The sequence below is a fragment of the Flavobacterium sp. T50_26 genome (assembly GCF_057652995.1).
Map to the genome: position 1 here is coordinate 26,997 of NZ_JBYFCC010000022.1, position 25,752 is coordinate 52,748.

At 33.4% G+C, this 25,752-nt stretch carries 26 protein-coding genes; 10 read left to right on the forward strand and 16 right to left on the reverse strand.

Annotation, left to right across the window (positions count from 1 at the left end):
• Positions 1-41: 41 nt before the first annotated feature.
• Positions 42-1,268 (reverse strand): aminotransferase class I/II-fold pyridoxal phosphate-dependent enzyme, encoded by a 1,227-nt coding sequence (locus AC23MC_RS13065; protein WP_487568806.1) that lies wholly within the window; start codon positions 1,266-1,268, stop codon positions 42-44.
• A gap of 168 nt (positions 1,269-1,436) precedes the next feature.
• Between AC23MC_RS13065 and AC23MC_RS13070 the strand changes: the two genes are divergently transcribed.
• The 3 genes from AC23MC_RS13070 to AC23MC_RS13080 all read left to right on the forward strand — a co-directional run bounded on the left by AC23MC_RS13070 (position 1,437) and on the right by AC23MC_RS13080 (position 3,554).
• A complete protein-coding gene (locus AC23MC_RS13070; RefSeq protein WP_487568805.1) occupies positions 1,437-1,898 on the forward strand; it encodes an Lrp/AsnC family transcriptional regulator in 462 nt (153 codons plus the stop codon).
• 83 nt (positions 1,899-1,981) lie between these two features.
• Positions 1,982-3,130, forward strand: a complete 1,149-nt coding sequence (bshA, locus tag AC23MC_RS13075) for an N-acetyl-alpha-D-glucosaminyl L-malate synthase BshA (protein WP_487568804.1) — start codon at positions 1,982-1,984, stop codon at positions 3,128-3,130.
• A gap of 1 nt (position 3,131) precedes the next feature.
• The gene (locus AC23MC_RS13080; RefSeq protein ID WP_487568803.1) at positions 3,132-3,554 is read left to right on the forward strand and encodes a protease complex subunit PrcB family protein; all 423 of its coding nucleotides are present in this window, start codon (positions 3,132-3,134) and stop codon (positions 3,552-3,554) included.
• 209 nt (positions 3,555-3,763) lie between these two features.
• Here AC23MC_RS13080 and AC23MC_RS13085 read toward each other — a convergent pair whose 3' ends face one another.
• The 3 genes from AC23MC_RS13085 to AC23MC_RS13095 all read right to left on the reverse strand — a co-directional run bounded on the left by AC23MC_RS13085 (position 3,764) and on the right by AC23MC_RS13095 (position 6,425).
• Positions 3,764-4,822 (reverse strand): IS4 family transposase, encoded by a 1,059-nt coding sequence (locus tag AC23MC_RS13085; RefSeq protein ID WP_487568801.1) that lies wholly within the window; start codon positions 4,820-4,822, stop codon positions 3,764-3,766.
• Positions 4,823-4,994: 172 nt separating this feature from the next.
• Positions 4,995-5,495 (reverse strand): hypothetical protein, encoded by a 501-nt coding sequence (locus AC23MC_RS13090; protein ID WP_487568800.1) that lies wholly within the window; start codon positions 5,493-5,495, stop codon positions 4,995-4,997.
• Between the two features lie 99 nt (positions 5,496-5,594).
• The gene (locus AC23MC_RS13095; RefSeq protein ID WP_487568799.1) at positions 5,595-6,425 is read right to left on the reverse strand and encodes a UDP-2,3-diacylglucosamine diphosphatase; all 831 of its coding nucleotides are present in this window, start codon (positions 6,423-6,425) and stop codon (positions 5,595-5,597) included.
• A gap of 160 nt (positions 6,426-6,585) precedes the next feature.
• Here AC23MC_RS13095 and aroC point away from each other — a divergent pair, with 160 nt between their 5' ends.
• A complete protein-coding gene (gene aroC, locus AC23MC_RS13100) occupies positions 6,586-7,647 on the forward strand; it encodes a chorismate synthase (RefSeq protein WP_487568827.1) in 1,062 nt (353 codons plus the stop codon).
• A 2-nt stretch (positions 7,648-7,649) separates the two neighbouring features.
• Positions 7,650-8,924, forward strand: a complete 1,275-nt coding sequence (locus AC23MC_RS13105; RefSeq protein ID WP_487568826.1) for a dicarboxylate/amino acid:cation symporter — start codon at positions 7,650-7,652, stop codon at positions 8,922-8,924.
• A 79-nt stretch (positions 8,925-9,003) separates the two neighbouring features.
• On the opposite strand, the gene AC23MC_RS13110 is transcribed toward AC23MC_RS13105, so the two are convergent.
• Genes AC23MC_RS13110 through AC23MC_RS13120 form a run of 3 tightly spaced genes read right to left on the reverse strand, consistent with a single transcriptional unit; the run spans position 9,004 to position 12,256 of the window.
• Positions 9,004-10,278: a glucose-1-phosphate adenylyltransferase gene (locus tag AC23MC_RS13110; RefSeq protein ID WP_487568798.1), complete on the reverse strand. Its 1,275-nt coding sequence runs from the start codon at positions 10,276-10,278 to the stop codon at positions 9,004-9,006.
• A gap of 4 nt (positions 10,279-10,282) precedes the next feature.
• Positions 10,283-11,698: a glycogen synthase gene (locus AC23MC_RS13115; protein WP_487568797.1), complete on the reverse strand. Its 1,416-nt coding sequence runs from the start codon at positions 11,696-11,698 to the stop codon at positions 10,283-10,285.
• Positions 11,699-12,256, reverse strand: a complete 558-nt coding sequence (locus tag AC23MC_RS13120) for a thioredoxin family protein (RefSeq protein WP_487568796.1) — start codon at positions 12,254-12,256, stop codon at positions 11,699-11,701. It abuts the gene before it with no gap.
• Positions 12,257-12,351: 95 nt separating this feature from the next.
• Between AC23MC_RS13120 and AC23MC_RS13125 the strand changes: the two genes are divergently transcribed.
• Complete coding sequence (locus tag AC23MC_RS13125) at positions 12,352-12,684, forward strand: tRNA-binding protein (RefSeq protein ID WP_487568795.1); 333 nt, start codon at positions 12,352-12,354, stop codon at positions 12,682-12,684.
• Positions 12,685-12,714: 30 nt separating this feature from the next.
• On the opposite strand, the gene AC23MC_RS13130 is transcribed toward AC23MC_RS13125, so the two are convergent.
• A complete protein-coding gene (locus tag AC23MC_RS13130; RefSeq protein ID WP_291096063.1) occupies positions 12,715-13,092 on the reverse strand; it encodes a PUR family DNA/RNA-binding protein in 378 nt (125 codons plus the stop codon).
• A 70-nt stretch (positions 13,093-13,162) separates the two neighbouring features.
• Positions 13,163-14,923 carry an ABC transporter ATP-binding protein gene (locus AC23MC_RS13135; RefSeq protein WP_487568794.1) on the reverse strand — a complete coding sequence of 587 codons (1,761 nt, stop codon included), beginning with the start codon at positions 14,921-14,923 and terminating at the stop codon, positions 13,163-13,165.
• A gap of 202 nt (positions 14,924-15,125) precedes the next feature.
• Between AC23MC_RS13135 and AC23MC_RS13140 the strand changes: the two genes are divergently transcribed.
• The 4 genes from AC23MC_RS13140 to yajC all read left to right on the forward strand — a co-directional run bounded on the left by AC23MC_RS13140 (position 15,126) and on the right by yajC (position 18,096).
• Positions 15,126-16,229, forward strand: a complete 1,104-nt coding sequence (locus tag AC23MC_RS13140; RefSeq protein WP_248434147.1) for a Glu/Leu/Phe/Val family dehydrogenase — start codon at positions 15,126-15,128, stop codon at positions 16,227-16,229.
• Between the two features lie 125 nt (positions 16,230-16,354).
• Positions 16,355-17,248, forward strand: coding sequence for a transcription antitermination factor NusB (nusB, locus tag AC23MC_RS13145; protein WP_487568793.1), 894 nt, complete (start codon positions 16,355-16,357; stop codon positions 17,246-17,248).
• A 19-nt stretch (positions 17,249-17,267) separates the two neighbouring features.
• Positions 17,268-17,819 (forward strand): DUF1573 domain-containing protein, encoded by a 552-nt coding sequence (locus AC23MC_RS13150; RefSeq protein WP_487568792.1) that lies wholly within the window; start codon positions 17,268-17,270, stop codon positions 17,817-17,819.
• A gap of 1 nt (position 17,820) precedes the next feature.
• Positions 17,821-18,096, forward strand: coding sequence for a preprotein translocase subunit YajC (gene yajC / locus AC23MC_RS13155; RefSeq protein ID WP_112086370.1), 276 nt, complete (start codon positions 17,821-17,823; stop codon positions 18,094-18,096).
• Here the strand turns inward: yajC and AC23MC_RS13160 are convergent, their stop codons facing one another.
• From AC23MC_RS13160 to AC23MC_RS13190, 7 genes are all read right to left on the reverse strand, one after another.
• On the reverse strand, positions 18,097-18,675 hold the full coding sequence (locus tag AC23MC_RS13160) for a YdeI/OmpD-associated family protein (protein WP_487568791.1): 579 nt from the start codon (positions 18,673-18,675) through the stop codon (positions 18,097-18,099).
• A gap of 205 nt (positions 18,676-18,880) precedes the next feature.
• Positions 18,881-20,122, reverse strand: a complete 1,242-nt coding sequence (pepT, locus tag AC23MC_RS13165; protein WP_487568790.1) for a peptidase T — start codon at positions 20,120-20,122, stop codon at positions 18,881-18,883.
• Positions 20,123-20,257: 135 nt separating this feature from the next.
• Complete coding sequence (locus AC23MC_RS13170) at positions 20,258-21,016, reverse strand: FkbM family methyltransferase (RefSeq protein WP_487568789.1); 759 nt, start codon at positions 21,014-21,016, stop codon at positions 20,258-20,260.
• Between the two features lie 758 nt (positions 21,017-21,774).
• Positions 21,775-22,224 (reverse strand): HAD family hydrolase, encoded by a 450-nt coding sequence (locus AC23MC_RS13175; RefSeq protein WP_487568788.1) that lies wholly within the window; start codon positions 22,222-22,224, stop codon positions 21,775-21,777.
• Positions 22,225-22,397: 173 nt separating this feature from the next.
• Positions 22,398-22,862 (reverse strand): hypothetical protein, encoded by a 465-nt coding sequence (locus AC23MC_RS13180; protein ID WP_487568787.1) that lies wholly within the window; start codon positions 22,860-22,862, stop codon positions 22,398-22,400.
• A 335-nt stretch (positions 22,863-23,197) separates the two neighbouring features.
• The gene (locus tag AC23MC_RS13185; protein WP_487568786.1) at positions 23,198-24,994 is read right to left on the reverse strand and encodes an SLC13 family permease; all 1,797 of its coding nucleotides are present in this window, start codon (positions 24,992-24,994) and stop codon (positions 23,198-23,200) included.
• A gap of 169 nt (positions 24,995-25,163) precedes the next feature.
• Entirely contained in the window at positions 25,164-25,514 is a 351-nt protein-coding gene (locus AC23MC_RS13190; protein WP_487568785.1) for a DUF2200 domain-containing protein, read from the reverse strand.
• Positions 25,515-25,752: the final 238 nt, after the last annotated feature.

The following is a 25,752-nucleotide window of genomic DNA, read 5'->3' on the forward strand; positions in this document are numbered from 1 at the left end:
ATTAAAAATCCGACTCGTTAAAGTCGGATTCAAAGTGTTTTTTATGCTTCTTGAAGTTCTTTTAAAACGCCAATTTCTTTCATACACGCCTTCATCATTTGATAGGTTCGTTCGATGTCATTATCTAAACCAATTGAAAAACGAATTAAACCATCGGTTAAACCCATTTCTTTTTGTTCTTCAAGCGGAATTTCAGATGAAGTGGAAGTACCCGGTGCACTAAATAATGTTTTATAAAATCCTAAACTTACAGCTAAGTAACCTAAGTTTCTGTTTTGCATTAATTCCATTAATTCGTTGGCTTTGTCGAGCGAACCCACATCAACTGTCATCATACCACCAAAACCATATTCTTTATTAATCATTTTAGAATAAATTTCGTGACTCGGATGGCTTTTCAAACCCGGATAAACCACTTTCAAACCATCATTTTCGAACTTTTCAGCCAAATAACTTGCATTATGACTGTGTTGTTTCATTCGAATATGAAGTGTTCGCAAGTTCTTTAAAATACTAGCCGAACGGAGACTATCCATCGTTGGTCCAAGTAACATACTTGCCCCGTTATTTACATTTTTCAAATCATTGATAAACTCTTGCGAAGCACAAACAACTCCACCAACTGTATCACTACTTCCGTTGATAAATTTAGTTAAACTATGAATCACTACATCGGCACCCAACTTTGTCGGAGCAACAGAAAGTGGCGAAAAAGTATTATCAACAACCAATTTAATATTATGCTTTTTAGCTAGCTTTGATAAGCTTTCAATATCCGCTACTTCTAATAAAGGATTACTTACGGTTTCGCAATATAACACTTTGGTATTCTTTGTGATAGCTGCTTCAACTAAGTCTAATTTTGTGATGTCAACAAAGTGGGTTTTGATGTTCCATTTTGGCAACATATTTTTCATAAATGCATACGTTCCGCCGTAGATTGTTCTGCTTGAAACGATTTCGTCTCCGGCAGCACACAATTGCATTAAAACAGGAGTAATTGCTCCCATTCCTGAGGCAGCAACATTGGCACTTTCTGTTCCTTCCATAGCAGCTAAGGCTTCACCTAAATATAAATTCATTGGCGAAGAGTGGCGAGAATAGAGGTAGCAGCCTTCGGCATTTCCTTCAAATGTATCAAACATCGTTTTGGCAGAAAGAAATGTATAGGTTGAACTATCTGATATAGATGGATTTACACCACCAAATTCACCAAAATACTGTAAGTCTTGAATGTGATCGGCCGGATTAAATTGATTATTTTTCATATCTTTAGTAATTGTTTTTCATTACAAAAGAAAGTATATTCAGTAAAATAATCAATATATGTTTTAAAATTTAGTTTTTTATTCTATTAAAATTAATTTTTATAGAAATTTGTGTTATATTTGATTTGCTTTTGACAAGAATTATAGAAAATTTAAAATTTTTAGTGTATGGAATTCGATTTAATTGACAAAAAACTATTAATGCTTTTGCAAGAAGATAGTAAAAAAACGACCAAAGATCTTTCAAATAAACTAAATCTTTCAGTTACTGCCGTTTATGAAAGAATAAAAAAATTAGAACGCGAAGGTATAATTCGAAACTATGTTGCTTTGTTGGACAGAACCAAAATTAATAAAAGTTTTGTGGTTTTTTGTCACATCAAACTAATTCAGCACACCAAAGAATACCTAAATACTTTTGAACATGAAGTAACACAATTGACTGAGGTTTTAGAATGTTTTCATGTTAGTGGTGATTACGACTATATTCTTAAAATTTGTGTAGGAGGAATGGAAGAATACCGTGAGTTTATGGTAACCAAACTCACTAATTTAAAGCACATTGGCAGCACGCATAGTTCGTTTATGATTTCCGAATTAAAAAATAGTACGCAATATGAATTGCTTTAATCAATTGTAAAATTAATTTTTTAACGATTTCTTACCAAAAGCAAATACTAAAGGGTGTAACTTTGTTATACTAATTTTTATACATGAAAATAGCAATAGTTTGTTATCCAACGTTTGGAGGAAGTGGCGTGGTAGCTACAGAATTAGGGTTAGAATTGGCTCAACGCGGGCATGAAATTCACTTTATAACCTACAAGCAACCGGTTCGATTAGCGTTACTTAATCCAAATTTGCATTATCACGAAGTAAACGTTCCCGAATATCCTCTTTTTCACTATCAACCTTATGAATTAGCCCTATCAAGCAAATTGGTGGATATGGTGAAGTTACATAAAATTGAACTTTTGCACGTTCATTATGCTATTCCACATGCTTATGCAGGGTATATGGCCAAACAAATGTTGAAAGCAGAAGGAATTTATATTCCTATGGTCACTACTTTGCACGGAACAGATATTACGTTGGTTGGGAAACATCCATTTTACAAATCGGCAGTAACTTTTAGCATTAATCAATCGGATGTGGTGACTTCGGTTTCACAAAGTTTAAAGGATGATACGTATAGACATTTCGCTATTTCCAAAGAAATTGAAGTTATTCCGAATTTTATTGAATTAAATAAAGTCAAAGTAGAAGAGGGATCACCTTGTTATAGATCGCTCATGGCGAATGACGGAGAGCGTATAATTACCCACATAAGTAACTTCAGAAAAGTAAAACGAATTCCGGATATTATTAAGATATTTTATAAAATTCAACAGCAAATTCCTGCTAAGTTGATGATGGTTGGCGAAGGTCCGGAAAAAGAAAGAGCGGAATTGTTATGCGAAGAACTAGGCATTTCCAGTAAAGTCATCTTTTTTGGAAACAGCAACGAAATTGATAAGATTTTATGTTTCACTGATTTGTTTTTGCTTCCATCGGAAACAGAAAGTTTTGGTTTGGCAGCTTTAGAGGCCATGGCTTGTAGTGTTCCGGTTATTTCTACCAACACAGGCGGATTACCGGAAGTAAATATTGATGGTTTTTCAGGCTATTTAAGTGATGTTGGCAATATAGATTCGATGGCAGAAAACGCTATTAAAATAATTCAAGATGATTCAACGTTATCTACCTTTAAAAAGAATGCTTTTTCGGTTGCAAAACAATTTGACATAGTCAATATTCTCCCTCTTTATGAGGCAGTTTATGAAAAAGCAATCAAAAATCAATTTAATTCTATTTCAAATTAAGATGAAAAAAATCCTTGCACTTGCTTCTGTTTTTTTAGTATTGTTTTCATGTTCAACACAAAAAAATGCAGATGAAAAACCTCCACTTTATGAAATATTAAAGCAAAGAGAAATTGGTGGAGCCAACTTTCGTTTTTTTGAAATTATTACCGAGCAAAAAGAATTTAAAATGTTGCTGAATGATCCGGATTTAAAAAATAAAGTCAAACCATCAGATATCAATACCAGCAATTTTTTATTGCTGAATATGGGTGAGAAAAATTCCGGAGGATATTCATTTTCAATTGAAAACATAGAAGAAACAGAAAATGACATCATTATTACTATTAAAGAAAACGGTCCTAAAGGATTGGCAACAACTGTAATGACCTATCCAATTTCAATTGTCAAGATAAATTCAAAAAAGAATATCATCATAAAATAAAAAAAACGTCCCGATTGGGTAGTCATGGTCGGAAGAAATTCCGACCATTTTTTATGTCTTAAAAACCTTGTCAGGATCTCCTCCTGCAAATAGTATAAGAATTTCTGTAATCATATCTCTAAGTTCCATTGCTATGCGTCTTTTAGCTGTTTTATATCCTAAATTATTTACCTTTTTATAAATCAACAGTAACATAGCCGCTATCATTGTCATATAAACCATAACTTGAATTCCGTTTTATTGAGTGAAACTAAATGGCTCAGATTAAGGTCTTGTTTAAGAAATCTGAAAAACACTTCAATATCCCATCTTTTACGATAATAATCTGAAATTTCTTTTGTTGAGAGATTAAATTCATTAGTTAAGAACCAAAATTCTTTGCTCGTTTTTCTGTTTTTTATAATCACCAAACGAAATTCAGTTTCTACCTTTTCTTGTCTGTAATGTAAATTACCTCGCTTGTTTTCAATAGGTTTTCCAGTGTATAATTTTACTTTGCTGTCTTTTATAACATCCCAATCCTCCCATTGTAGAATACTAGATGAGTTAATAAGAGATTCGATTTCTTCAAATTTGCGATTTTCCTTGGCACGGATAATGAAGTTTACCGATTTCTGGTCAAACTCCTTCATCATCCGAGTGGATTGCAGTCCTCTATCAATAACATAGATATTACTGTGATGGTCTTCTTTTTTTACTTGTTTCAAAATAGCTTCAGGAAGAGCTGATTCCTCTGAAGAATATTTTTGTGAGGTAAAAACTTCAACTCCTGATGGTAGAATTCCGTCAAAAGAAAAACTAAATTTCACTAATTTTTTTCCGCTTTTTTGGTCAATTCCTTCTTTGAGTTTAACACAGGAGTCAGCAACAATTGTACTATCAACTCGGATTAAGTTGAACTTCTGAATTTCTGTTTTATCATAGAGTTTAGAGAATTGCTCATACATTTGCTCGTAAATCTCTTTAAAATAATTAGAATCAATATTTGAAAGACGTTCTGAAATTGAACTACGTCTCACTTTTTCTTCTTCTGCTAAACCAAATAAAGCTTTGAATCCGCTACTATTGAAAGTATCTTCTAAAGTTCTTTGGCTTAACTTCTCATTGTCATAAATAGAAAACAAAAGGAGGTAAAACATTTTTCTTCCATGAAGAACTTTACTGTAATAATCTACCTTAGTAGTGGCTGAAAGATGGCTTAAAAGTGCTTCGGGTATAAACTCTAAAATCTGTTTAAGTGAAATTTTGTGATCTCTGAATGTGTTCATTATATCTAATTATTACACAATAAATATAAGAAAATTCATTCATATAAACAAGCAAAAAAACAACTTATTATGAATAATAATTGATTTTAGTTACTATCAAAACAAAAAAAGTCGGAAGAAAAAATCTTCCGACCATGACTACCCGATTGGGACGTTTTTACTATACTAATTTCTAGAATTGATAACGAACACCTAAAGCGATATCCGGTCCAAAACTTCTGTCTCCGTATCCATCTCCAATATACAATTCCGGACGGAAATCAAGAGATAATAAAAGCGGGAAATCAAAATTATATTCTATTCCAATGTCTCCCGCAGCCAAAACATACGTTCCGCTGTCTTTATAATTATTATTTCCCGGACCATCATAATTGTGGTTCCAGCTTCCAACACCGGCACCAACACCGGCATACCAATTAAATCCACCTTCAATGTTCCAAACCCATTGATAAAGACCAACTAATTTGTAACCATCCCAATTCTTGCTGTTTCTCCAACCTAAATCAAATTCCAAACGATTGTTTTTTGAAAGTCCTCTTTGATAGGATATTTCACCGCCAAAACCGTCGTTGTCTCCAAGTCGTAAACCAATTGCATTTTTTGAGATTTCTTGAGCATTAGTACTCAAGATAAAGCCGAAAACCATGATGGCTGATAAAAGTACTTTTTTCATTTTTTGTTAATTTAAGATTTCTACAAAGATAACGCTCAATTTATAAAAATCGTATTTTAACAAGTTAAAGTATGTTAACAAAAACTTCTGTTAATCAAGTTATTTTTTTGAAAAAAGTAAGGATGCAATGAGTTGCTCGCTCAGTTTGGTTTCCATTTCAAAGAAATCTTCCTCAATCATATTAGAATCTTTATCGTATCGATACAGTTTCCAACGTTTTTTATTGTATTCCAAAGCGGTTAGATTTTCAACCCAATCACCTGAATTTAAGTAGAAAGTAGTTCCTTTTTTATTGACTTTTCTAGTCATTTTCGGCTCATGAATATGGCCACAAATCACATAATCATAATGATTTTCTATAGCTAATTCAGATGCTGTATGCTCAAAATCTGAAATAAATTTTACTGCCTTTTTTACATTTGCCTTTATTTTTTTTGAGAAGGAATAAGGCTCTCTCCCCATTTTTTGAAGAATCCAATTCACAAATCGATTTGCAACGATTAATAAATCATAGCCCCAACCGCCTAATTTTGCAATCCATTTTGAATGTTGAACGGATGCATCAAAAACATCACCATGAAAAATCCATGCTTTTTTTTCGTTTAATTCCAAAACTAATTTATCAACAATAGAAAAATTTCCAATTTTAGTTTCGCTGAATTTTCGAAGCATTTCGTCATGATTTCCTGTGATGTAATATACTTCGGTACCTTTGGAAGCCAAATCAATAATTTTTTTGATGACTTTTAAATGCGTTTTTGGAAAGTAGGATTTACGAAATTGCCAAATATCAATGATATCTCCGTTTAAAATTAACGTTTTGGGTTTAATAGTCGAAAGATAATGACACAATTCTTTGGCATGGCAACCAAATGTTCCGAGATGTACATCGGAAATGACCACCACTTCAACTTTTCTCTTTTTAAGCATACATAAATGAGGTTTAGCAAATTAACACCCATTTTTTTATGTATGCTTTATCTAAAAGTTAACGAATTGAAGGTTTATATTATATTAATGTGAATTCAAATAGATTTTATTGGTACTATTTTATTGAAAAAACTTATTTTTGTTGAAACAACTTCAGAAAATGGCAGGAAATAGCTATGGAACCTTATTCAGACTCACAACTTTTGGAGAATCGCACGGCGAAGCGTTAGGCGGCATAATTGATGGTTGCCCTCCCGGAATTTCTTTAGATTTTGAGGTTATTCAGCAAGAAATGATTCGGCGAAAACCAGGACAATCAGCCATTGTAACACAACGAAAAGAAGCCGACGAAGTTCAGTTTCTATCCGGAATTTTTGAAGGTAAAACGACCGGAACTCCAATTGGTTTTATTATTCCAAATACAAATCAAAAATCGGATGATTACAGTCATATTAAAGATGCCTTTAGACCGAGTCATGCCGATTTTACGTATGAAAAAAAATACGGAATCAGAGATTATCGCGGTGGCGGAAGAAGTTCTGCTCGCGAAACATCCAGTAGAGTAGTGGCAGGAGCAATTGCAAAACAAATGCTTTCCGAAATAAAAATTAATGCTTTTGTTTCTTCTGTAGGCGATATTTTTATTGATAAACCGTATCAAGACTTAGATTTTTCTAAAACAGAAAGCAATCCTGTTCGTTGTCCGGACGAAGCTACTGCTGCAAAAATGGAAGAATTAATTCGTTCTATTCGAAAAGATGGTGATACGATTGGCGGAACAATAACATGTGTAATTCAAAATGTTCCCATTGGTTTAGGTGAACCCGTTTTTGATAAATTGCATGCCGAATTAGGAAAAGCTATGTTATCGATTAATGCTGTGAAAGGATTTGAATTTGGTAGCGGTTTTTGTGGTGCAAGAATGCGAGGAAGCGAGCACAATGATTTGTTTAACGAAGATGGAACTACTCAATCCAATTTATCAGGCGGAATTCAGGGCGGAATTTCAAACGGAATGGATATCTATTTCAGAGTAGCATTCAAACCCGTTGCTACCATTATGCAAAAGCAGACAACAATTGATAAAGATGGAAATTATTTAGATTTAGAAGGAAAAGGACGTCATGATCCGTGTGTTGTTCCTAGAGCTGTCCCAATCGTAGAAGCCATGGCAGCGATTGTGTTAGCCGATTTTTACTTATTACAAAAAACATACAAATAACAATTATGAAATTAGCTTTACATTGGAAGATTCTCATCGGAATGATTCTCGGATTAGTTTTTGGTTATCTGATGAAAAACATGGAACTCAAAGAAGTTGTGGTAGATTGGGTAAAGCCTTTCGGAACAATTTTTATCAATTTATTAAAGATGATCGCAGTTCCGTTAATCGTTGTTTCATTGATTGTTGGACTGTCTGATTTAAAAGATATAGCAAAGCTATCTAAACTTGGTGGTCGAACAGTGGTTTTGTATTTGTTTACAACTGTGACTGCTGTTTCAATTGGATTGGTTTTAGCCAATTTAATAAAACCGGGCGATTATATCAATGATGAATCACGTAAAAGTCTGTTAGAAAACTTTGCAGGTGATGCTGCTCAAAAAATTGAATTAGCCGAAAAAGCAAAAAATAGTGGACCTTTACAACCTTTAGTTGATGTTGTTCCTGAAAATCTTTTTTTGGCAATGACAGATAATGCATCAATGTTACAGGTTATTTTGTTTGTAATATTAATGGGAATTGGGTTGATTTTAATAGATGAAAATAAAGCTAAGCCTGTTGTTGATTTTTTTAAAGGTTTAAATGATGTCATTCTGAAAATCATAGATATTATTATGATGTTTTCACCCATCGGTGTTTTTGCGTTAATGGCAGCATTAATGGTGGAAATTCCGGATTTCTCTACCTTAAATGCATTATTAGTATATGCTTTAACGGTTGTTTTAGGATTAATAATTATGACTTTTGTTGTCTATCCTACTTTGTTAATTACGCTGGCAAAATATTCTCCGGTTAAATTTTTTAAAGCCATTTCCCCTGCTCAATTATTAGCTTTTTCAACAAGTTCAAGTGCCGCAACTTTGCCTGTAACAATGGAAAGAGTAACAGAACACGTTGGTGTCGATGAAGAAGTTTCCAGTTTTGTTTTACCATTAGGAGCAACCGTAAACATGGACGGAACCAGTTTGTATCAAGCTGTTGCAGCAGTTTTTATTGCTCAAGCCATGGGAATTCCTTTGGATTTGCAAACGCAATTAATGATTGTGGTTACAGCTACTTTGGCATCCATTGGTTCCGCTGCTGTACCAAGTGCAGGAATGGTGATGCTCGTAATTGTTTTAGGGCAAGCCGGAATTCCGGAAGCTGGTTTAGCCTTAATTTTTGCGATAGACAGACCGCTTGATATGTGTAGAACAGTAGTTAATGTAACCAGTGATGCAACAGTTGCAACCGTAGTCGCAAAATCTGTTGGAAAACTGCATGATGTTGATGAGTAGTGTTTTATCAAATTTTAAATAACTAAAAAAGGTTTATTGAAATCAATCAATAAACCTTTTTTTTAGCTTTTTAAGAAACTTATTCTATTCTAAAACCATCCGGCAAAACGGCTCCTTTTTTTACAACAATAATACCTTCTTTGATAGTATATAAAGGAGTGTTGATATCTTCTAAATGTTTTCCACCGTTTAAGTAAACATCATTACCAATTCTACAATTTTTATCTACAATTGTATTGTTGATGTAACATCGTTTCCCAATACCAATATTTTTGACGTTATTGGCAATATTTTGATTTAATTCATCTAAATTTTGATAGTAATCGCTACCCATCACATAGGAATTTTTGATGACGGTATCTTCATCCACACGAGCACGAATACCAATAACGGAATGTTCGATGATTGCTGAATTTAAAATACAACCTTCGGCAACAATTGATTTTTCAATCGTTGTTTTTCCTAGTGTTTTTCCAGGAGGTAAAACCCTTGCACGAGTGTAAATTTTACTATTATTATCAAACAAATTAAACTTCGGAATATCATCGGTTAAACCTAAATTGGCTTCAAAAAACGAATCGATATTTCCAATATCCGTCCAATATCCTTCGTATTGATAACTTAATATTCGTTGATTTCCAATGGCTTGCGGAATAATTTCTTTACCAAAATCTTTCGTATCAGGATTTTTCATTAAATTAATCAATAAATCACGATTAAAGATATAAATTCCCATTGAAGCTAAATAATGTCTGCCTTCATTTTTCATTTCATCACTCACATCAGAAGTCCATTGTGGTAATAATTCTGCTGCCGGTTTTTCTATAAAGGATGAAATAAAACTGTTTTCATCTGTTTTCAAAATACCAAATTCAGGAGCTTCTTTTGCCGAAACCGGTAAAGTAGCTATTGTAATTGATGCACCACTTTTTTGATGAGCATCAATCATTTGATTAAAATCCATTTGATACAATTGATCACCCGACAAAATTAAAGCATAGTCAAATTCATGATTTAAAAAATGCTGCATACATTGACGAACCGCATCAGCCGTACCCTGAAACCACGTTGGGTTGTCCGGTGTTTGTTCGGCAGCTAAAATATCAACAAATGCTGAACTAAAATAACTGAAATGGTAGGTGTTTTTGATGTGTTGATTTAAGGAAGCCGAGTTAAATTGAGTCAATACAAACATTCGTTTAATATCTGAATTGATACAATTTGAGATAGGAATATCAACTAAACGATATTTTCCTGCAATAGGAACAGCCGGTTTCGAACGACTTTCCGTTAACGGATACAATCGTGAGCCTTGTCCACCGCCTAAAATGATGGCTAATACTTCTTTTTTCATGTGGTTAATTTTTTAATGATTGATAAACATCTATATATTCTTGTGCAACTTTTTCCCATGAGTGGTCAATTTGCATAATCGTTTTTCTTGTTTTTTCAAAAAGTTTGGAGTCGTTGTATAAATCAATTGCTCTGGTTATCGAATGATTTACATCATAAACACTAGTGTGATCATGACAAATTCCGAATCCGCCATCGCCAATATCTAGTACGGTATCTTTTAAACCGCCGGTTCTTCTTACAATCGGAATTGTGCCGTATCGCAACGCATACAATTGATTTAATCCACACGGTTCAACGCGAGATGGCATCAATAAATAATCTGCTCCGGCATAAATGATGTGGGCTAATTTTTCGTTATAACCAATGTAAGCATTGTAATTTCCGCTGTAGAAATGAGTTAGTTGTGTTAAACCATGCTCCACATTCGAATCGCCTGAACCTAAAATTAAAATATTGATTTCGTTCGGATTTCTGCTTAATGCAATGCTGCAAATTTCAGGTAATAAATCGGCACCTTTTTCGCCAACCAATCTTCCTATGAAAGTGAAAAGTGGTTTGGTTGGATCTAAGTTAAATTGTTCGCATAAAATCTTCTTATTCTTGGCTTTTCCGTCTTTTAAGGTTTTTACCTCATAATTAAATTCGAGCATTTCGTCAGTTTTCGGATTCCAAACTTCATTATCAATTCCGTTTAAAATTCCGAGGCATTTTGGGCGTTCAAAACGCAATAAATTTTCTAAACCATTGGCTTTTTCGCTCATTTCATCTAAATAACTTGGCGAAACAGTGGTTACTTTCCAAGCACATTTTATGGCTGAAGCAAGTGGATTGATAATTCCATTCCATTCTAAAAATCCTAAACGCGACGAGCTTACTTGCGGTAAATAATGCAATTTATCAAAACCAAACCAACCTTGGTATTGCCCGTTATGAATGGTTAAAACCGTTGGGACACGATTCAAATGTTGATATATTGGTGCATGCGACATCATAAAAGGAATCAGTCCGGTGTGATGATCGTGGCAATGAATGATATCAGGAACTTGATTGGTTTCGGTTAACCAATTTAAAAAAGCAACTTGAAAAGCAGTAAATCGCTCGGTATCATCTTGATAGGAATAGACATTAGGACGATCAAATAATTCTGGAATAGCAATTAGAAATAACTCAAATCCAAGTTTATTGGTTTTTTCTTTAAGAATTGTATATGAAAATTGAAACCATCCCAATCGCAATTGACCTTGATGAACAGTTTCAAATTCGTTTTCATTCGTAAATTTATTGTCATAACCCGGCACAACCACTTTGGCATGTTGACCTAATTTGTTTAAATATTTTGGTAATGCTCCAACCACATCGGCTAAACCGCCCACTTTTGCCACCGGATAACATTCGGCACTAATATGAATAATTTCCATTTATTTTTTCCATTTAATATTACAACCGATACTTGGTTTTTGATTTGGGTTGACGCTTCTGTTATACAAAACACTGTCAATAGCTCCTCGTAAATCGCTTCCACTTAGTGGAATGCCGTTTCCGGGACGAGAATCATCTAATTGTCCACGATACACCAATTTGTCCTGATTATCAAAAAGAAAAAAATCAGGCGTGCAAGCTGCTCCAAAAGCTTTGGCAACTTCTTGTGTTTCATCATATAAATACGGAAATTCAAACTTGTTTTCAAAAGCAAATTCAGTCATTAACTCCGGACTATCTTCCGGATATTGTGTTGAATCATTGCTTGAAATGGCTACGATTCCGATTCCTTGTACGCGGTAATCATTGGCAACCAAAATAATTTCATCAATTACGTGATGCACAAACGGACAATGATTACAAATAAAAAAAACTAACGTTCCTTTTTCGCCTTTGCAATCTGAAAACGTGAAAAAATCATTGGAATTGGTGTCTTTTAAATGAAAATTTGGAGCTAAAGTTCCTAAAGAAATCATGCTTGATTCTGTTCTTGCCATTACTGCGGATAATTTTTTTAAGTTAATGCTTAAAGTTAAGAATTTTTAGATTGATATTCTTATTTTTGAGTTTAAATTTTTAAGAATAAATTATTATGTTGAGTTGGGAAGAATTTGAAAAGGTAGAAATGCGAATTGGAACTATTTTAGAAGTAAATGATTTTCCTGAAGCTCGAAAACCGGCTTATCAATTAACGATTGATTTTGGCGATGAGATAGGAATCAAAAAAACATCGGCTCAAATTACGAAACGATATAATAAAGAAGAATTAATTGGAAAGCAAATTGTTGCCGTTGTGAACTTTCCCAAGAAGCAAATCGGGAAATTCATGAGCGAATGTTTAGTGTTAGGTTCGGTGGGTGAAGACAGTGATATTGTACTTTTATCATCCGATAAAAAAGTAGCAAACGGTTTGCGGATTGGATAAAAAAAATCCCTTCGAAAAGGGATTTAAGTTTTAAATATCATCAAAATCAATGTCGGTAAAACTCGCTTTTGGAGCATCTTCACTCTCAACCGTTTCCGAAGCATATTCTTTTTTGAAATCTTTTTGATGTCTTTCTGAAATAACTTCTTCGCCTTTGTGGTCTAAAACATAGGCAGTCATATCGTCTAGAATTTCTTTAAAGGCAACAAAATCTTCTTTATATAAATAAATTTTGTGTTTTTTAAAGTGGAAAGAACCATCTTCTTCTGTAAATTTTTTACTTTCTGTGATGGTAATGTAATAGTCGTCTGCTTTGGTTGCTCTAACATCGAAGAAATAGGTTCTTCTGCCTGCTCTTAAAACTTTAGAAAAAATTTCGTCTTTTTCTAACATTTCGTTTTCTCTCATAATCTTTCTGTCAAATTTAGTGTTGTAAGTAGTAACCAAAAATCTAAAAAATAATTGAATTATCAAAAAATTACGACAATTCTTTTTCAGAAAGTTGTTTCAAATACAATTCCTTATAATAACCTTCTTGATTTAATAATTGAAAATGAGTGCCTTGTTGTATAATTTCTCCTTCTTCTAAGATAATAATTTTATCTGAATTTTTAGCTGAAGAAACTCGATGGCTCACAATTAATGTAGTTTTATTTTTACAAATATCAAATAAGTTGTTCAGAATTTGTTCTTCCGTTTCTGTATCAACGGCTGATAAGCAATCATCAAAAAGCAAAATTTCAGGATCTTTTATAATTGCTCTGGCAATAGAAACCCGTTGTTTTTGTCCTCCGGAAAGTGTGATTCCTCTTTCGCCCAAAACGGTATCATATTGATTTTTAAAGTTGATGATATTGTCGTGAACAATAGCTAGTTTAGCCGCTTCAACCACTTCTTCGTCTGTAGCATCTTCTTTTCCGAATTTAATATTATTTTTAATACTATCCGAAAACAAAAAAGCATCTTGAGGAACAATTCCGATACTATTTCGAAGATCGTGAAGGTTTAAATCGGCCAATTTTTTTCCATCCATAGTAATCGAACCTTTTTCCACATCATATAATCTGCAAATCAAAGAAAGAAGTGTAGATTTTCCCGAACCTGTTTTTCCTAAAATTGCTAAAGTTTCACCTTTCTTCACTTCAAATGAAATATCTTTTAACGCTTGAATATTGGTGTCTTCATAGGTAAAACTCACATTTTTAAAAGCAATCGAACCTTGAATCGTATCGTTATTTGGATTATGATTCTTAATTTCCGGTTCAATTTTTAAAAATTCGTTGATACGTTTTTGAGAAGCTTCAGCTTCTTGAACCAATGAAGAAACCCATCCGATAGAAGCTACCGGCCATGTAAGCATGTTAACATACAAAATAAATTCGGCTATAGTTCCAATGTTTTCAATGGTTCCATCCACATACATCATCCCACCAAAATAAATTACAACTAAATTACTCAATCCAATCAACAAAATCATTAATGGTCCAAATAATGAATTTACTAATGCTAAACTCATATTCTTATCACGACTTTCTTGTGCCAAACCATTGAATTCTTTTTTGTTTTGTCCTTCCAAAGCATAGGCTTTTATCACTCTAATTCCGGAAAACATTTCCTGTGAAAAACTGGAAAGTGTAGATAGATTTTCTTGATAAATGCGACTTCTGTTATTGATTTCCACACTCAATTTAAAAATGAAGTAGGAGAGAAGCGGCAATGGGAGAATAGTATATAAGGTCAGTTTAGGTGAAACATTATACATATATATAATCACAATGGCAAAGCGGATGAAGGTGTTGATGGTGTACATAACGGCCGGACCAACATACATACGGACTTTACCCACATCTTCCGAAATCCGGTTCATTAAATCTCCCGTTCGGTTTCTTTTGTAAAAACTTTGCGATAAACGTTCATATTGTTGAAAAACTTCATTCTTCAGGTCGAATTCAACATGGCGAGACATTACTATCAAAGTTTGTCGCATTAAAAACGTCAAAAATCCTGCAATTACAGTTGCTCCAATGATTAATCCTAAACTAATGAGCAGTTCTTTTTTGATTAAACTGGTGTCGCTAATTGGGTTTTTAATATACGCATCAATAATATTCATTGATTTACTTACTAGTTTTGGAATAAATAGTGAGAATATTTGTGCAACAATTGTAATGATAATACCTAACAAAAAACGGTATTTATATTTTATGAAATATTTATTTAAATAATGTAGTTCTTTCATGTTATTTAATTCAGATGAGAGGCTATGGGTTAAAAAGTGTTAAAAAATTGAGAATTGTGTTATTTTAAAATTATCTTCAATTCGTGTTTGTTATTAACAGATTGCTAAAATTATTAAATTTTATTGCGTTCTTTTGATTTTAGTGCTACTTTTGTTATGTCTTTTTGACAAAGTCATAATTTTACCAATTAAATATTCAACTATGATAGCAGAAGTAACAACTCCTAAAGAACTTCAAAAAATGGATCCGGTTTTTGGACAAGTATCCTTTGATAATCATGAGCAAATTGTTTTTTGCAATGACAAAGATACTGGTTTAAAGGCAATAATTGGAATTCATAACACAGTTTTAGGACCAGCATTGGGTGGAACAAGAATGTGGAACTACACCAATGAATGGGAAGCTTTGAACGATGTTTTACGTTTATCACGCGGAATGACTTTTAAATCTGCTATCACAGGATTAAACCTTGGCGGAGGAAAAGCAGTGATTATTGGTGATGCTAAAACGCAAAAAACACCGGAATTAATGCGAAAGTTTGGTGAATTCGTTCATTCATTAAGCGGAAAGTATATTACTGCAGAGGATGTAGGAATGCAGACCGAAGATATGGATACTGTGAGAGATGTAACACCTTACGTAACCGGAATTTCTGAATCAAGAGGTGGATCAGGAAACCCCTCTCCCGTAACTGCTTTTGGTGTTTACATGGGAATGAAAGCAGCTGCAAAATATAAATTTGGTTCAGAATCATTAGCCGGAATCAAAGTTTTGGTGCAAGGAATTGGCCATGTTGGCGAAACTTTGGTTGATTATTTAACAAAAGAAGGTGCAATTGTGACCATTTCTGATATAAATGAAGCTCGTTTGAAAGAAGTTGGTGCTCATTATGGTGCAAAAGTTTTCAATGGTTCTGATCTATATGCAGCCGATGTTGACATTTATGCTCCTTGTGCATTAGGAGCTACCATCAATGATGATACAGTTTATAAATTGAATGCCTCTATTGTAGCCGGTGCAGCCAATAATCAATTAGCAAATGAAAACATTCACGGAAAAATTCTTCAAGAAAGAGGAATTTTGTATGCTCCCGATTTCTTAATCAACGCCGGTGGAATCATAAATGTTTATGCAGAAATTGAACATTATGACAAAGCAGAAGCAATGAGAAGAACGGAAAACATCTACAATACAACGTTGGAAATCTTTGATTATGCTGTGAAAAACAATATCACAACGCATCAAGCAGCTTTAACAATTGCTCAAAATAGAATAAATCTACGTAAAAAAGAAAGCGGGAAATAAATTTTTCCGATAAATAATACTATTTTTGTGACGTCCTACGGGGCGTCACTAATTTTTTAAAAAGTTCTTACAACGTGTTAAACAGGAGACATATTCGGGTAAAAGTATTGCAAACCATTTATGCAATGCATCAGAGCGGTTCTGATCAATTGGAAAAAGAAGAAAAATTCTTATTCGCAAGTATCGAAAGTATTCAGGATTTATATTTGATTGTGGTTTCTGCCTTAGTTGAAATCAGAAAAAAAGAAGAAGATTTTTTGGAGAAAGCGTCCAAGAAACATTTAGCTACTGAAAAGGACTTAAAGCCAAACAGAAAATTTATTACAAATCGTGTCTTACATGCTTTGGAAGAGAATAATTCGCTTTCCATCGCTTTAGAAAAACGAAAAATCAACAATTGGAGTCAGAATGATGACCTTATTTTGATTCTATTGGAAGACATCAAAAAGAGTTCGCTTTATCAAAATTATTTGTCAGACAAGACAGATTCGTTTGAAAACGATAAAAAATTCTTGGCAGATATGTTCACTGAGTTAGTTGCATCTAACGAAAAATTGTATGATTATTTAGAAGATTATAAACTCACTTGGGTGGATGATATTCCGTTGGTAAACACAATGATTCTTAAGCAATTGAAACATATTGAAGAGGGTGTTGAAAAATCGTTTGCTGTTTTACCATTATATAAAGATACCGAAGACAAAGATTTTGCTCGCGATTTATTCAGAAAAACAGTTTTAAACGAAAATGAATTAGCTAAAGAATATATCGATAGAACGCCAAATTGGGATCCGGATCGTATTTCTGAAGTTGATACTATCATGTTGAAAATGGCTATTTGTGAGTTTTTGCGATTTCCATCTATTCCCGTTAAAGTAACTATAAACGAGTATTTGGAGATAGCGAAAGAATATGCCACACCAAAAAGCAGTATTTTTATAAACGGAGTTTTAGACAACTTAGTCAAAGATTTCCAAAAAGCAGATAAATTAAAGAAAACCGGAAGAGGTTTAATGTAATTTTTAAATTCAACTAACTATGTTAAGAAAATCAATTTTTGCGATGTTCGTTTTTGCATCATTACTTTCTTGTAAAAAAGAAGATGCACTTTCTAAAATCGATCCAAACAGTAAAGATATTCCAATTAATGAATATGTTGGAAATCCTCAAACACAAAACCCACCAGCAACTGAAACCGTTCAACCCGATGCAACTGTTGCAACGCCACCGGCAGACGGTAAATATCCGGTAATGACGTTCAACAAAAAAGAACATGATTTTGGTGTAATAAATGAAGGTGCTAAAGTAGAAACAACTTTTACTTTTACCAACACAGGTGAAGCCGACTTAATTATTGCCAATGCTTCAGGATCATGTGGTTGTACTGTTCCTGAATTTCCGAAAGAACCAATTAAACCGGGAAAAACAGGAAAAATGAAAGTGTCTTTCGACAGTAACGGAAAACCTGGAATGCAACAAAAATCGGTTAACATCACAGCTAATACAGCTTCCGGAAAAGATGTTTTAACCATAAAAGCAAACGTAACACCAAAACCAAAAGCAGAAGCTCCTGCTGTAACTAATCAATAATATGGAAAATATTCAATCGTTATTACCGTTTTTATTAATGTTTGTGGTCATTTATTTTTTTATGATCAGACCGCAACAAAAACGTGCAAAACAAGAAAAAGAATTTGAAAGTAATTTAAAAGTAGGCGATAGAATTATCACCAAAAGCGGACTTCACGGAAAAATTGCTGAAGTATCTGAAGGTACAGTTGTGATTGAAACAATGTCTGGAAAATTAAAAATGGAACGCTCAGCTATTTCTATGGAAATGAGTGCTAAATTAGTAGAAAAGAAATAATTATTTTCGATACTTATCATTTAAACCGATGTTTGCCAAAAGCATCGGTTTTATTTTTTCAAAGCGGTCAAGTTTTGTTTTTTCCTGTTTGGCAGAATCAATGTATTCTATGAATTCTTTTTGTTTGAAGGGAGAAAAAGCATTGAATTTTTCTACTAAATTTTTATCTTCCTCAAGTTTGGATAGAAAAAATTCGGAAGGTTTTACTTCCTTTTTTTCAGGCTTAATCGAAAGTCCGTTTTTTTCATTTTCTATGGCTTGATTCACGTAGTGAAGAACTAATTTTTCGTTCACTTCCTCTTTTGAAGTAAATCGCCATTGCCGTAATCCTTTGGTAACACCTTCTCCGGCATTTACCAACACATTTTTTTCATCCGAAAGAAAGACACCATTAAAAAACCAAATCGTGAAATAATCTTTAAATCCGCCAATTCCAATGATGTTGCGGTTGTTCCAAGTATAAACAATTCCGCCCCATTTGGTGGTTTCAACCAAATCGGTTTTCACGATGATGGATTTGAGTAATTCAATTTCTTCAAGCCATTTCTGATTTCTGTTCCAAGTTTTTTTGTCTTCCATAATTGTAAAAATAAAAAGGCTCTGATTTACAGATTAAAAATAATAGAATCAGCGAATGAGCGGCAGCTTAAAATTCGATTTATCTATGATAGTTTTTTTTCTAAAAATTCGTGAGATTCGTGAAATTCGTGGCAAAAAAAAAGCCACTGATTCGCTGATTAAAAATAAAAATAATCAGCTAATCAGCGGCTATAAAAAGTATAATTTATTTCTTTTCCGCAGTCAATTCAACAATTTTCACAATAACTTCCACTGCTTTTTGCATACTTTCCACCGGAACATATTCATATTTTCCGTGAAAATTGTGTCCGCCCGCAAAAATATTCGGACATGGCAAACCTTTGTAGGAAAGTTGACAACCATCTGTTCCGCCACGAATAGGTTTAATGAGTGGTTTAATGTTTAACTTTTTCATTGCCTTTTCAGCAATTTTTACAATATGAAAAACCGGTTCTACCTTTTCTTTCATATTATAATATTGGTCTTTGATTTCGATAATGGCGATATCATCACCAAATTGTTTTTTAAATTTTTTATTGAATTTAGCCGTTAAATCATGCAAAAACTCTTTTCTTTTTTTGAATAATTTTTTGTCATGGTCGCGAATAATTAACGAAACCGTGCTTTCTTCAATGCTTCCTGTAATTCCGGTTACGTGAAAAAATCCTTCATAACCTTTGGTTTCTTCCGGCACTTCTTTTTTTGGTAATTTGGATATGAATTTGGAAGCCAACAACATCGAATTAATCATTTTTCCTTTTGCATAACCAGGGTGAACGCTTTTTCCTTTGAAGGTAATTTTTGCTCCGGCAGCATTAAAGTTTTCATATTCCAATTCGCCAATTTGGCTACCATCCATCGTGTAAGCCCAATCAGCTCCAAATTTTTCTACATCAAAATGATGAGCACCACGACCAATTTCTTCATCCGGTGTAAAACCAACCCGAATTTTACCGTGTTTGATTTCAGGATTCTTGATTAGAAATTCCATTGCCGTTACAATTTCGGTAATTCCTGCTTTGTCGTCTGCACCTAAAAGTGTAGTTCCGTCTGTTGTAATGATGGTTTGCCCTTTGTATTGCAATAAATCACTAAAATAGGAGGGAGACAACACGATATTTTGCTCGGCGTTCAACACGATGTCTTTACCGTCGTAGTTTGAGATAATTTGTGGTTTCACATTAGCACCTGTAAAATCCGGCGTAGTGTCGTAATGCGAAATAAAACCAATTACCGGAACGTCGTGTTCCACATTGCTTGGTAAAGTAGCCATGATATAGCCTTTTTCATCCATCGTCACGTCATCCATGCCAATGGTTTTGAGTTCTTTAACTAGGTTTCGGGCTAATACTAATTGTTTTTTAGAACTTGGAGTAGTTTCTGAATTCGGATCAGATTCGGTGTCAATCGTTACATAGCTGATGAACCGGTCAATAATATGCTGCATAAAAGGAATGTTTGATTAAAGTTAATTTAAAGTAAATTAATTTTAACAAAGATACGCAATGATGGGAATTTGACAATAGTAAGTTTTTTTGTAGTTTAGATAAGATTAATCTATACTTATTAAACATTTACTTTTCTATGATTTATTAAAATCTAAATTATCGATAATTATATTTTCACCTCTAATCGTAAGTTTGTAATTATCAAATGATTCATTGATGGCTTTAAAAAAAGACTTTGAACAACCTTTTTCCATGCTGTCATGTAGTTCAATAAAAATGGTTTTTACTAAAGGCAACCATTCACTATAGTTATCTGAAAAAAGTTGTTTTTCACTTGTTTCAATATCAATTTTTAATAAATCAATATGTTGAATATCATGCTTCTTCATTAACGAATTTATGGAAACTGCTTGAATGTTTCCGTTTTCCAAATCTTCTTCTACAACCATTCCCCATTTTCCTGAATTGAATTTGTCATATACTTTTAATTTGGTATCTTTATTCCAAATACCTTTATTTTCACAAATAACAGAGCTATATTCTTTTGTGTTTTTTTGCAGTTGAACAAAATTTTCAGGGTCTGGTTCTATTGCAATTACTTTAGATTCAGGATACTTGTTTTTTATGTAAACAGAGAACAGTCCAATATTTGCTCCACAATCAAAGATAACTTTTGGATTGTTGAAATTTCTTTTATATTCTTGAGTAACAAATACTTGAACAAAAGTGGGTAGGTCTGATGTATTTTTACGTAGTGAAATAATACTTTTCACGCCTGGTACTTTTAGTTTGGTTGTGTCACCAAAATTCATTTTAAATTGCAATTTGAAACCCTGCCACAAACCATAATTTAAGATAGTGTTTCCGAATTCTTTGATATTAAATTTTTTCATTAATAACGTCGGTTTTTATTTGAAATTTTTCAAATATACTATTATTTGATTGATTTTATTACATTGAAAATTTTATCATATTCACTTCTTCAATTTTGTGAAGGTTTTGTTGAGAAACTCAGACTTATAAAAATTTATAACTAATAGAATTAATGAATGCAATAGTATATTTTATAAAGTGCAACGTTGTTAATAAAAAAGTTCATTATTTTCAAAAATTTCAAATTCGTTTGCGGTTTTGATGGTGAAGTCTACTATAAATTTATTCCATTATAATTGAATAACAATAATCTTTTTCATTTGCGTCAACAAGCAGGTATTTACTGACTCCATAAACCTTTTATTGCAGTAAATATTTTTTGTCTCACCTTTCAAATAGGAGGTAATTACAATTTCTTTCTATCCCATTTCAAAATAGAAGAGTGTTTTTCCTTCTTGTAGTATTTCAATTCTAGAATTCCAAAAACGATTTGATTCAAGTTGATATATCGAGTGGTCTGCCAATACTACTTTGGCTTTGTAGGATTACCATTTCTTATATTTTATTTGAAAATGGTTATACAATAATGTGTTAAACTAAATAATTTTGAGTTGGATGAGTTTACTTTGCTTTGGAACATTTTTTGGAAATTTTAACATTTGGCAGCTATAAGAAGTTGCCTACCACATTCATGTCGATTTCAAATATAGACAAAACTTTGTTTCAAAAATCAAGAATTCTAACATAAACCAAGACTAGTAATTTCTTGTAACTGCTTTTACTTGACGTTTTTTATTTCAGTTTTCACTTTCTCAACCCATTTTTTCTCTGATGGTTCGATAATTATAGATCGAAAATTATGTTTATCAGCTTCCATTCCAACACCTTTTGAATCGTCAATATGAATGTCGAAATTAAATGCAATTGGATATTTTGAAGAATTGATTTTTAGAGATTTTAATTTCTTTTGATTTTCAGTTTGAGTGATTATTCGATTAACTCGAATTCCATAGTAAAATAATGTAAATCTTATTTTATTTTTTGTTCTAAATGATGTTGTGTAAATATGAACTTTATGACCTTCTTTTTGTAAATCAGAAATTAATTCCCGAGTTCCTTTACGTATTTTTTCTACACCAAATAGTTTTCCGATTCTGCTTATTTTTTCGGTTTCAAATTCTTTTCCATTTGGAATTAAAGTACTATCAAGATCAAAGCTAATGTTCATTAATCAATTTTTTTCGGTTTCTTGCAAGATATTGGATAACGTTCTGGCACTACAGCGGGTTTGGGGTTAAATTAAACTTTATTTTCGGATTTGCCAAATATTCCAAATACAAAACCATTTTTCCATTAAACCAAATGCCCAAATCCTTTGTAGTGGCTGTTATATGCAGGTTCTTAACTCTCACTATTCCACCACAAGTACAAGATGTTTTCTTCCGAATCACTCGTGATGGCAAAGTCTCCAATCCCTTTTGGTATTCCGCTTATAGCTTTCTCAAAGTCAATCAGTTTATTTTCTCCAAACTGAATTTCAATTTCGTTTTCTTTTTCCAGTACTTGCCAAAACTCTTTCTCTGCAGTTTTTTTAGAAGTCAAAATTAATTTAGATACAGTTTTCCATTTGGCAATTCCGTTTTGATTATTCGGAACTTTAATTTGGTTTTCTGTTGGCTTAGAAATTTGGATTTCCTTTCTGCTCGACCATTCACACTGGTTCATTAAATTGAGCAATTCTACTAAGCTTCCACTTGCAGATTTATCAACCGTAAAATTCCAGCCTGGATAATTCCTTGAATTTTCAAGATATTTCCAAGTATAAACTTTGCCGTCAATTTTATATTTTTCGATTTTATCTTTCATATGGAGAGTTGTCTGGAACTTGCATTAAACTTGTTTATATGTATATCAAAATCATACTATTACACCCAAATATGCGTAGCTTTGGATTATAATTATCATACTTTATTGATTTATCAAATATAACAAAAGATGTTATAAATCATCAAAATAACTTTATAAACAGATTTTCTTTTAAAGCACAATCTCCTAGCCCCGATTGGAATGGAAAGCCTTGTGCTGCCGTAGCTGATTTTTTCTTGCTGGCCTAAAGCGACCAAAGGAAGCTCTTGGGGCGGCTTAGAAAAAACAGCTTTGGCAAACAAGCTTGGAATGAAAAGCGGGAATAGCTTCTAAAATTACTTAAACGGGAAAAACAGCGGTATCACAAACACAGCTACGATCCAAATGATGATGTTTAGGGGCAAACCGACCTTGATATAGTCTTTGAAGGTGTAATTTCCGGGTGAATAGACCATCGTGTTGGTTGGGTTGCAAATGGGCGTCATAAACGTGTAGGCACATGCAAACATAATGGCAATCAGGAAGGGTTGATAGTTCACTTCCATACTCAAAGCGAACTGAATGGCGATGGGTGCCATTAATGCGGCAGCGGCTTTTCCGGAGAGGATATTGGTGGCAATGAGTGTAACTAAATAGACGAACGCTAATGTAATGTGCAAATCGAAATTACCGAGATTAGTGGCTAAAAAATCGGCTATGATTTTGGAAGTTCCTGTTTTTTCTAAGGCGGTTCCCATGCTTAACACACCGGCAATCATAAAAATTACTTTCCAATCGATGGTGTCGTAGGCTTCTTGGGGTTTCAAGACATTGAGCACCACAAGGGATAAGCAGCCCACCATTCCGGCTACAACTATCGAGGTAATTCCCATCGCAGCAGCAGTAATTACGCCGACTAAAATGAGTACGCTAATGATTGCTTTGCGTTTATCCAATTTTTGACTTGCAATTTCTTGGAGTGGAAAAAGCATTTTGTGCTTAATCATCTCGTTAAACGATTCGGCAGAAGAATCGACCACCAATACATTTCCTTCGCTGAGTTTAAAGTTGCCTAAATTTGAGAATCTGTTTTTCTTTAAATTTCTCACTGCCAAAACATTAGCACTGTATCTTTCTCTGAATTTAATGTCATTCAACGTTTGTCCGGCGAGTTTAGAGCCAAAAGGGATGATGGCTTCGTATAACTGATTTCCTTTATCATTTTTTTCAATAACATCGCTAAAGAGCGGTTTGTCATCTTCTAGCGTATAATTGTTATCGTGCCGAATGTCGTTGAGTTCGTTAAAATGAATGACGATTTTCAGATGGTCGTTGGCTTTTAATTTCCATCGTTCTTCCAGCTTGTTTTTTCGGTTGTTGAGGTTATTTACTTCAATGATTTCAACGTTGTATTTTTGCCTGAGAATGCTTTCGGCGATGGTTTTACCGATGTCGGCACTGTCTTCATTAATGATAATTTCGGTGATAAATTGGTTGGATTCTTTTTGCATATCGTCTACCAAACTATTTCTTTTGGGCAATAAAAATGGAGCAACAAACAACAGATAGATAAATCCGACAGAAGTGATTATTAAAGCCGGAATAGCAAAACTAAACATTTGAAACCCCGGTAAACCGTTATCTTCGGCATAACCGCTCACGACTAAATTGGCACTCGTTCCGATGATAGTGGTCGCTCCGCCCATCGCAGCGGCAAAAGAAATTGGCAACAATAATTTGGAAGCACTTATCGAACTTTTGCTGCTCACTTGCAACACAATCGGAATCATAATCGCCACCACAGCAGAGTCGTTAATGAACGCCGAAAACACAGCCGTAATCACACAAAACACGACGAGGGTTAACGCGTAATTCTTCTTACCGATTTTGACTAAAATGTCCCGAAACCCTTTGAGTAAGCCCGAATTTAGGACGGCATAACTCATCACCATCATACAAGCAATGGTGATGGGAGCACTGTTGGTAAAGCCCGAAAGACCTTCTTTGTAATCCAATATTCCGGTAACGATGAACAGGGTCATAATGATAATGGATGACGTATCGATGGTGAAATATTCTTTGACGAACAGAAATATACCAATCAGAATGATGATTAGTGTGATGTAGATTGAAATGTATTCTGATGAAAACATATAAAGGGCGTTTACTTATGTTCTCAAATATATGAAATTATGCCGGTTTTTTTTTTAGTGTTAAGAAAAGGTAAGAAGTTGAAAGTTTTTGTTTTTATTGCAAGTGGCTTTTTGAAAAAATTTTTTCTTCTAAGTTTATCAATTTAATAAATGAGCCGAACTTCAGTTTTTACTTCCTCAAAATTTTTTCCATTGCACTGCCTTTCGCCAATTCGTCTATCAGTTTGTCTAGGTAGCGGATTTGTTGCATGAGTTTTTCTTCGATATTTTCTACACGGTAGCCACAGATTACGCCGGTTATTTTAGAAGCATTGGGGTTTATTTGTGGAGCTTGTGCAAAAAATGTTTCAAAATCAGTTTTTTGTTCCAAGTGTTGTTGCAAAGTTTCTGCGTTGTAGCCGGTGAGCCAGAAAATAATTTCATCTACTTCGGCTTTAGTGCGTCCTTTTTTCTCTGCTTTGGTGATGTAGTGGGGATAGACACCGGCAAAAGACATTTTATAGATTCTGTTGTTGTTCATGGTGTTTGTTTAGATTGGTAAAATTAAGTTTTTTATGCAAATAGTGGATTATTTTTAAAATGGATTATTGATTTTTTACCATATACGTCATATAAGTTAACGACTTTATTGAAGTGAATATAAGTTAGTTTTAGTGTTTGAATTGTTTACTCGCAAACATTTAACGATATGCAGAACTGATTTTTTTGTATTTGATTTTTGAAATTGAAATTGTTTTATGAAATGGTATTTCCTTAGT

Bases quoted from the DNA above. Each gene is read 5' to 3' on its own strand.
- AC23MC_RS13150 (WP_487568792.1), top strand. From the start codon at position 17,268: ATGTTAAGAAAATCAATTTTTGCGATGTTCGTTTTTGCATCATTACTT.
- AC23MC_RS13070 (WP_487568805.1), top strand. From the start codon at position 1,437: ATGGAATTCGATTTAATTGACAAAAAACTATTAATGCTTTTGCAAGAA.
- AC23MC_RS13140 (WP_248434147.1), top strand. From the start codon at position 15,126: ATGATAGCAGAAGTAACAACTCCTAAAGAACTTCAAAAAATGGATCCG.
- AC23MC_RS13190 (WP_487568785.1), bottom strand. From the start codon at position 25,514: ATGAACAACAACAGAATCTATAAAATGTCTTTTGCCGGTGTCTATCCC.
- AC23MC_RS13065 (WP_487568806.1), bottom strand. From the start codon at position 1,268: ATGAAAAATAATCAATTTAATCCGGCCGATCACATTCAAGACTTACAG.
- AC23MC_RS13135 (WP_487568794.1), bottom strand. From the start codon at position 14,923: ATGAAAGAACTACATTATTTAAATAAATATTTCATAAAATATAAATAC.
- pepT (WP_487568790.1), bottom strand. From the start codon at position 20,122: ATGCAGCATATTATTGACCGGTTCATCAGCTATGTAACGATTGACACC.
- AC23MC_RS13095 (WP_487568799.1), bottom strand. From the start codon at position 6,425: ATGCTTAAAAAGAGAAAAGTTGAAGTGGTGGTCATTTCCGATGTACAT.
- AC23MC_RS13175 (WP_487568788.1), bottom strand. From the start codon at position 22,224: ATGAACATTAGCTTTGATCTTGATAGTACTTTAATTCCAAATGGAAAA.
- aroC (WP_487568827.1), top strand. From the start codon at position 6,586: ATGGCAGGAAATAGCTATGGAACCTTATTCAGACTCACAACTTTTGGA.
- AC23MC_RS13085 (WP_487568801.1), bottom strand. From the start codon at position 4,822: ATGAACACATTCAGAGATCACAAAATTTCACTTAAACAGATTTTAGAG.
- AC23MC_RS13125 (WP_487568795.1), top strand. From the start codon at position 12,352: ATGTTGAGTTGGGAAGAATTTGAAAAGGTAGAAATGCGAATTGGAACT.
- nusB (WP_487568793.1), top strand. From the start codon at position 16,355: ATGCATCAGAGCGGTTCTGATCAATTGGAAAAAGAAGAAAAATTCTTA.
- AC23MC_RS13185 (WP_487568786.1), bottom strand. From the start codon at position 24,994: ATGTTTTCATCAGAATACATTTCAATCTACATCACACTAATCATCATT.
- AC23MC_RS13090 (WP_487568800.1), bottom strand. From the start codon at position 5,495: ATGAAAAAAGTACTTTTATCAGCCATCATGGTTTTCGGCTTTATCTTG.
- AC23MC_RS13160 (WP_487568791.1), bottom strand. From the start codon at position 18,675: ATGGAAGACAAAAAAACTTGGAACAGAAATCAGAAATGGCTTGAAGAA.
- AC23MC_RS13080 (WP_487568803.1), top strand. From the start codon at position 3,132: ATGAAAAAAATCCTTGCACTTGCTTCTGTTTTTTTAGTATTGTTTTCA.
- AC23MC_RS13115 (WP_487568797.1), bottom strand. From the start codon at position 11,698: ATGGAAATTATTCATATTAGTGCCGAATGTTATCCGGTGGCAAAAGTG.
- AC23MC_RS13170 (WP_487568789.1), bottom strand. From the start codon at position 21,016: ATGAAAAAATTTAATATCAAAGAATTCGGAAACACTATCTTAAATTAT.
- bshA (WP_487568804.1), top strand. From the start codon at position 1,982: ATGAAAATAGCAATAGTTTGTTATCCAACGTTTGGAGGAAGTGGCGTG.
- AC23MC_RS13110 (WP_487568798.1), bottom strand. From the start codon at position 10,278: ATGAAAAAAGAAGTATTAGCCATCATTTTAGGCGGTGGACAAGGCTCA.
- AC23MC_RS13120 (WP_487568796.1), bottom strand. From the start codon at position 12,256: ATGGCAAGAACAGAATCAAGCATGATTTCTTTAGGAACTTTAGCTCCA.
- AC23MC_RS13180 (WP_487568787.1), bottom strand. From the start codon at position 22,862: ATGAAAGATAAAATCGAAAAATATAAAATTGACGGCAAAGTTTATACT.
- AC23MC_RS13130 (WP_291096063.1), bottom strand. From the start codon at position 13,092: ATGAGAGAAAACGAAATGTTAGAAAAAGACGAAATTTTTTCTAAAGTT.
- yajC (WP_112086370.1), top strand. From the start codon at position 17,821: ATGGAAAATATTCAATCGTTATTACCGTTTTTATTAATGTTTGTGGTC.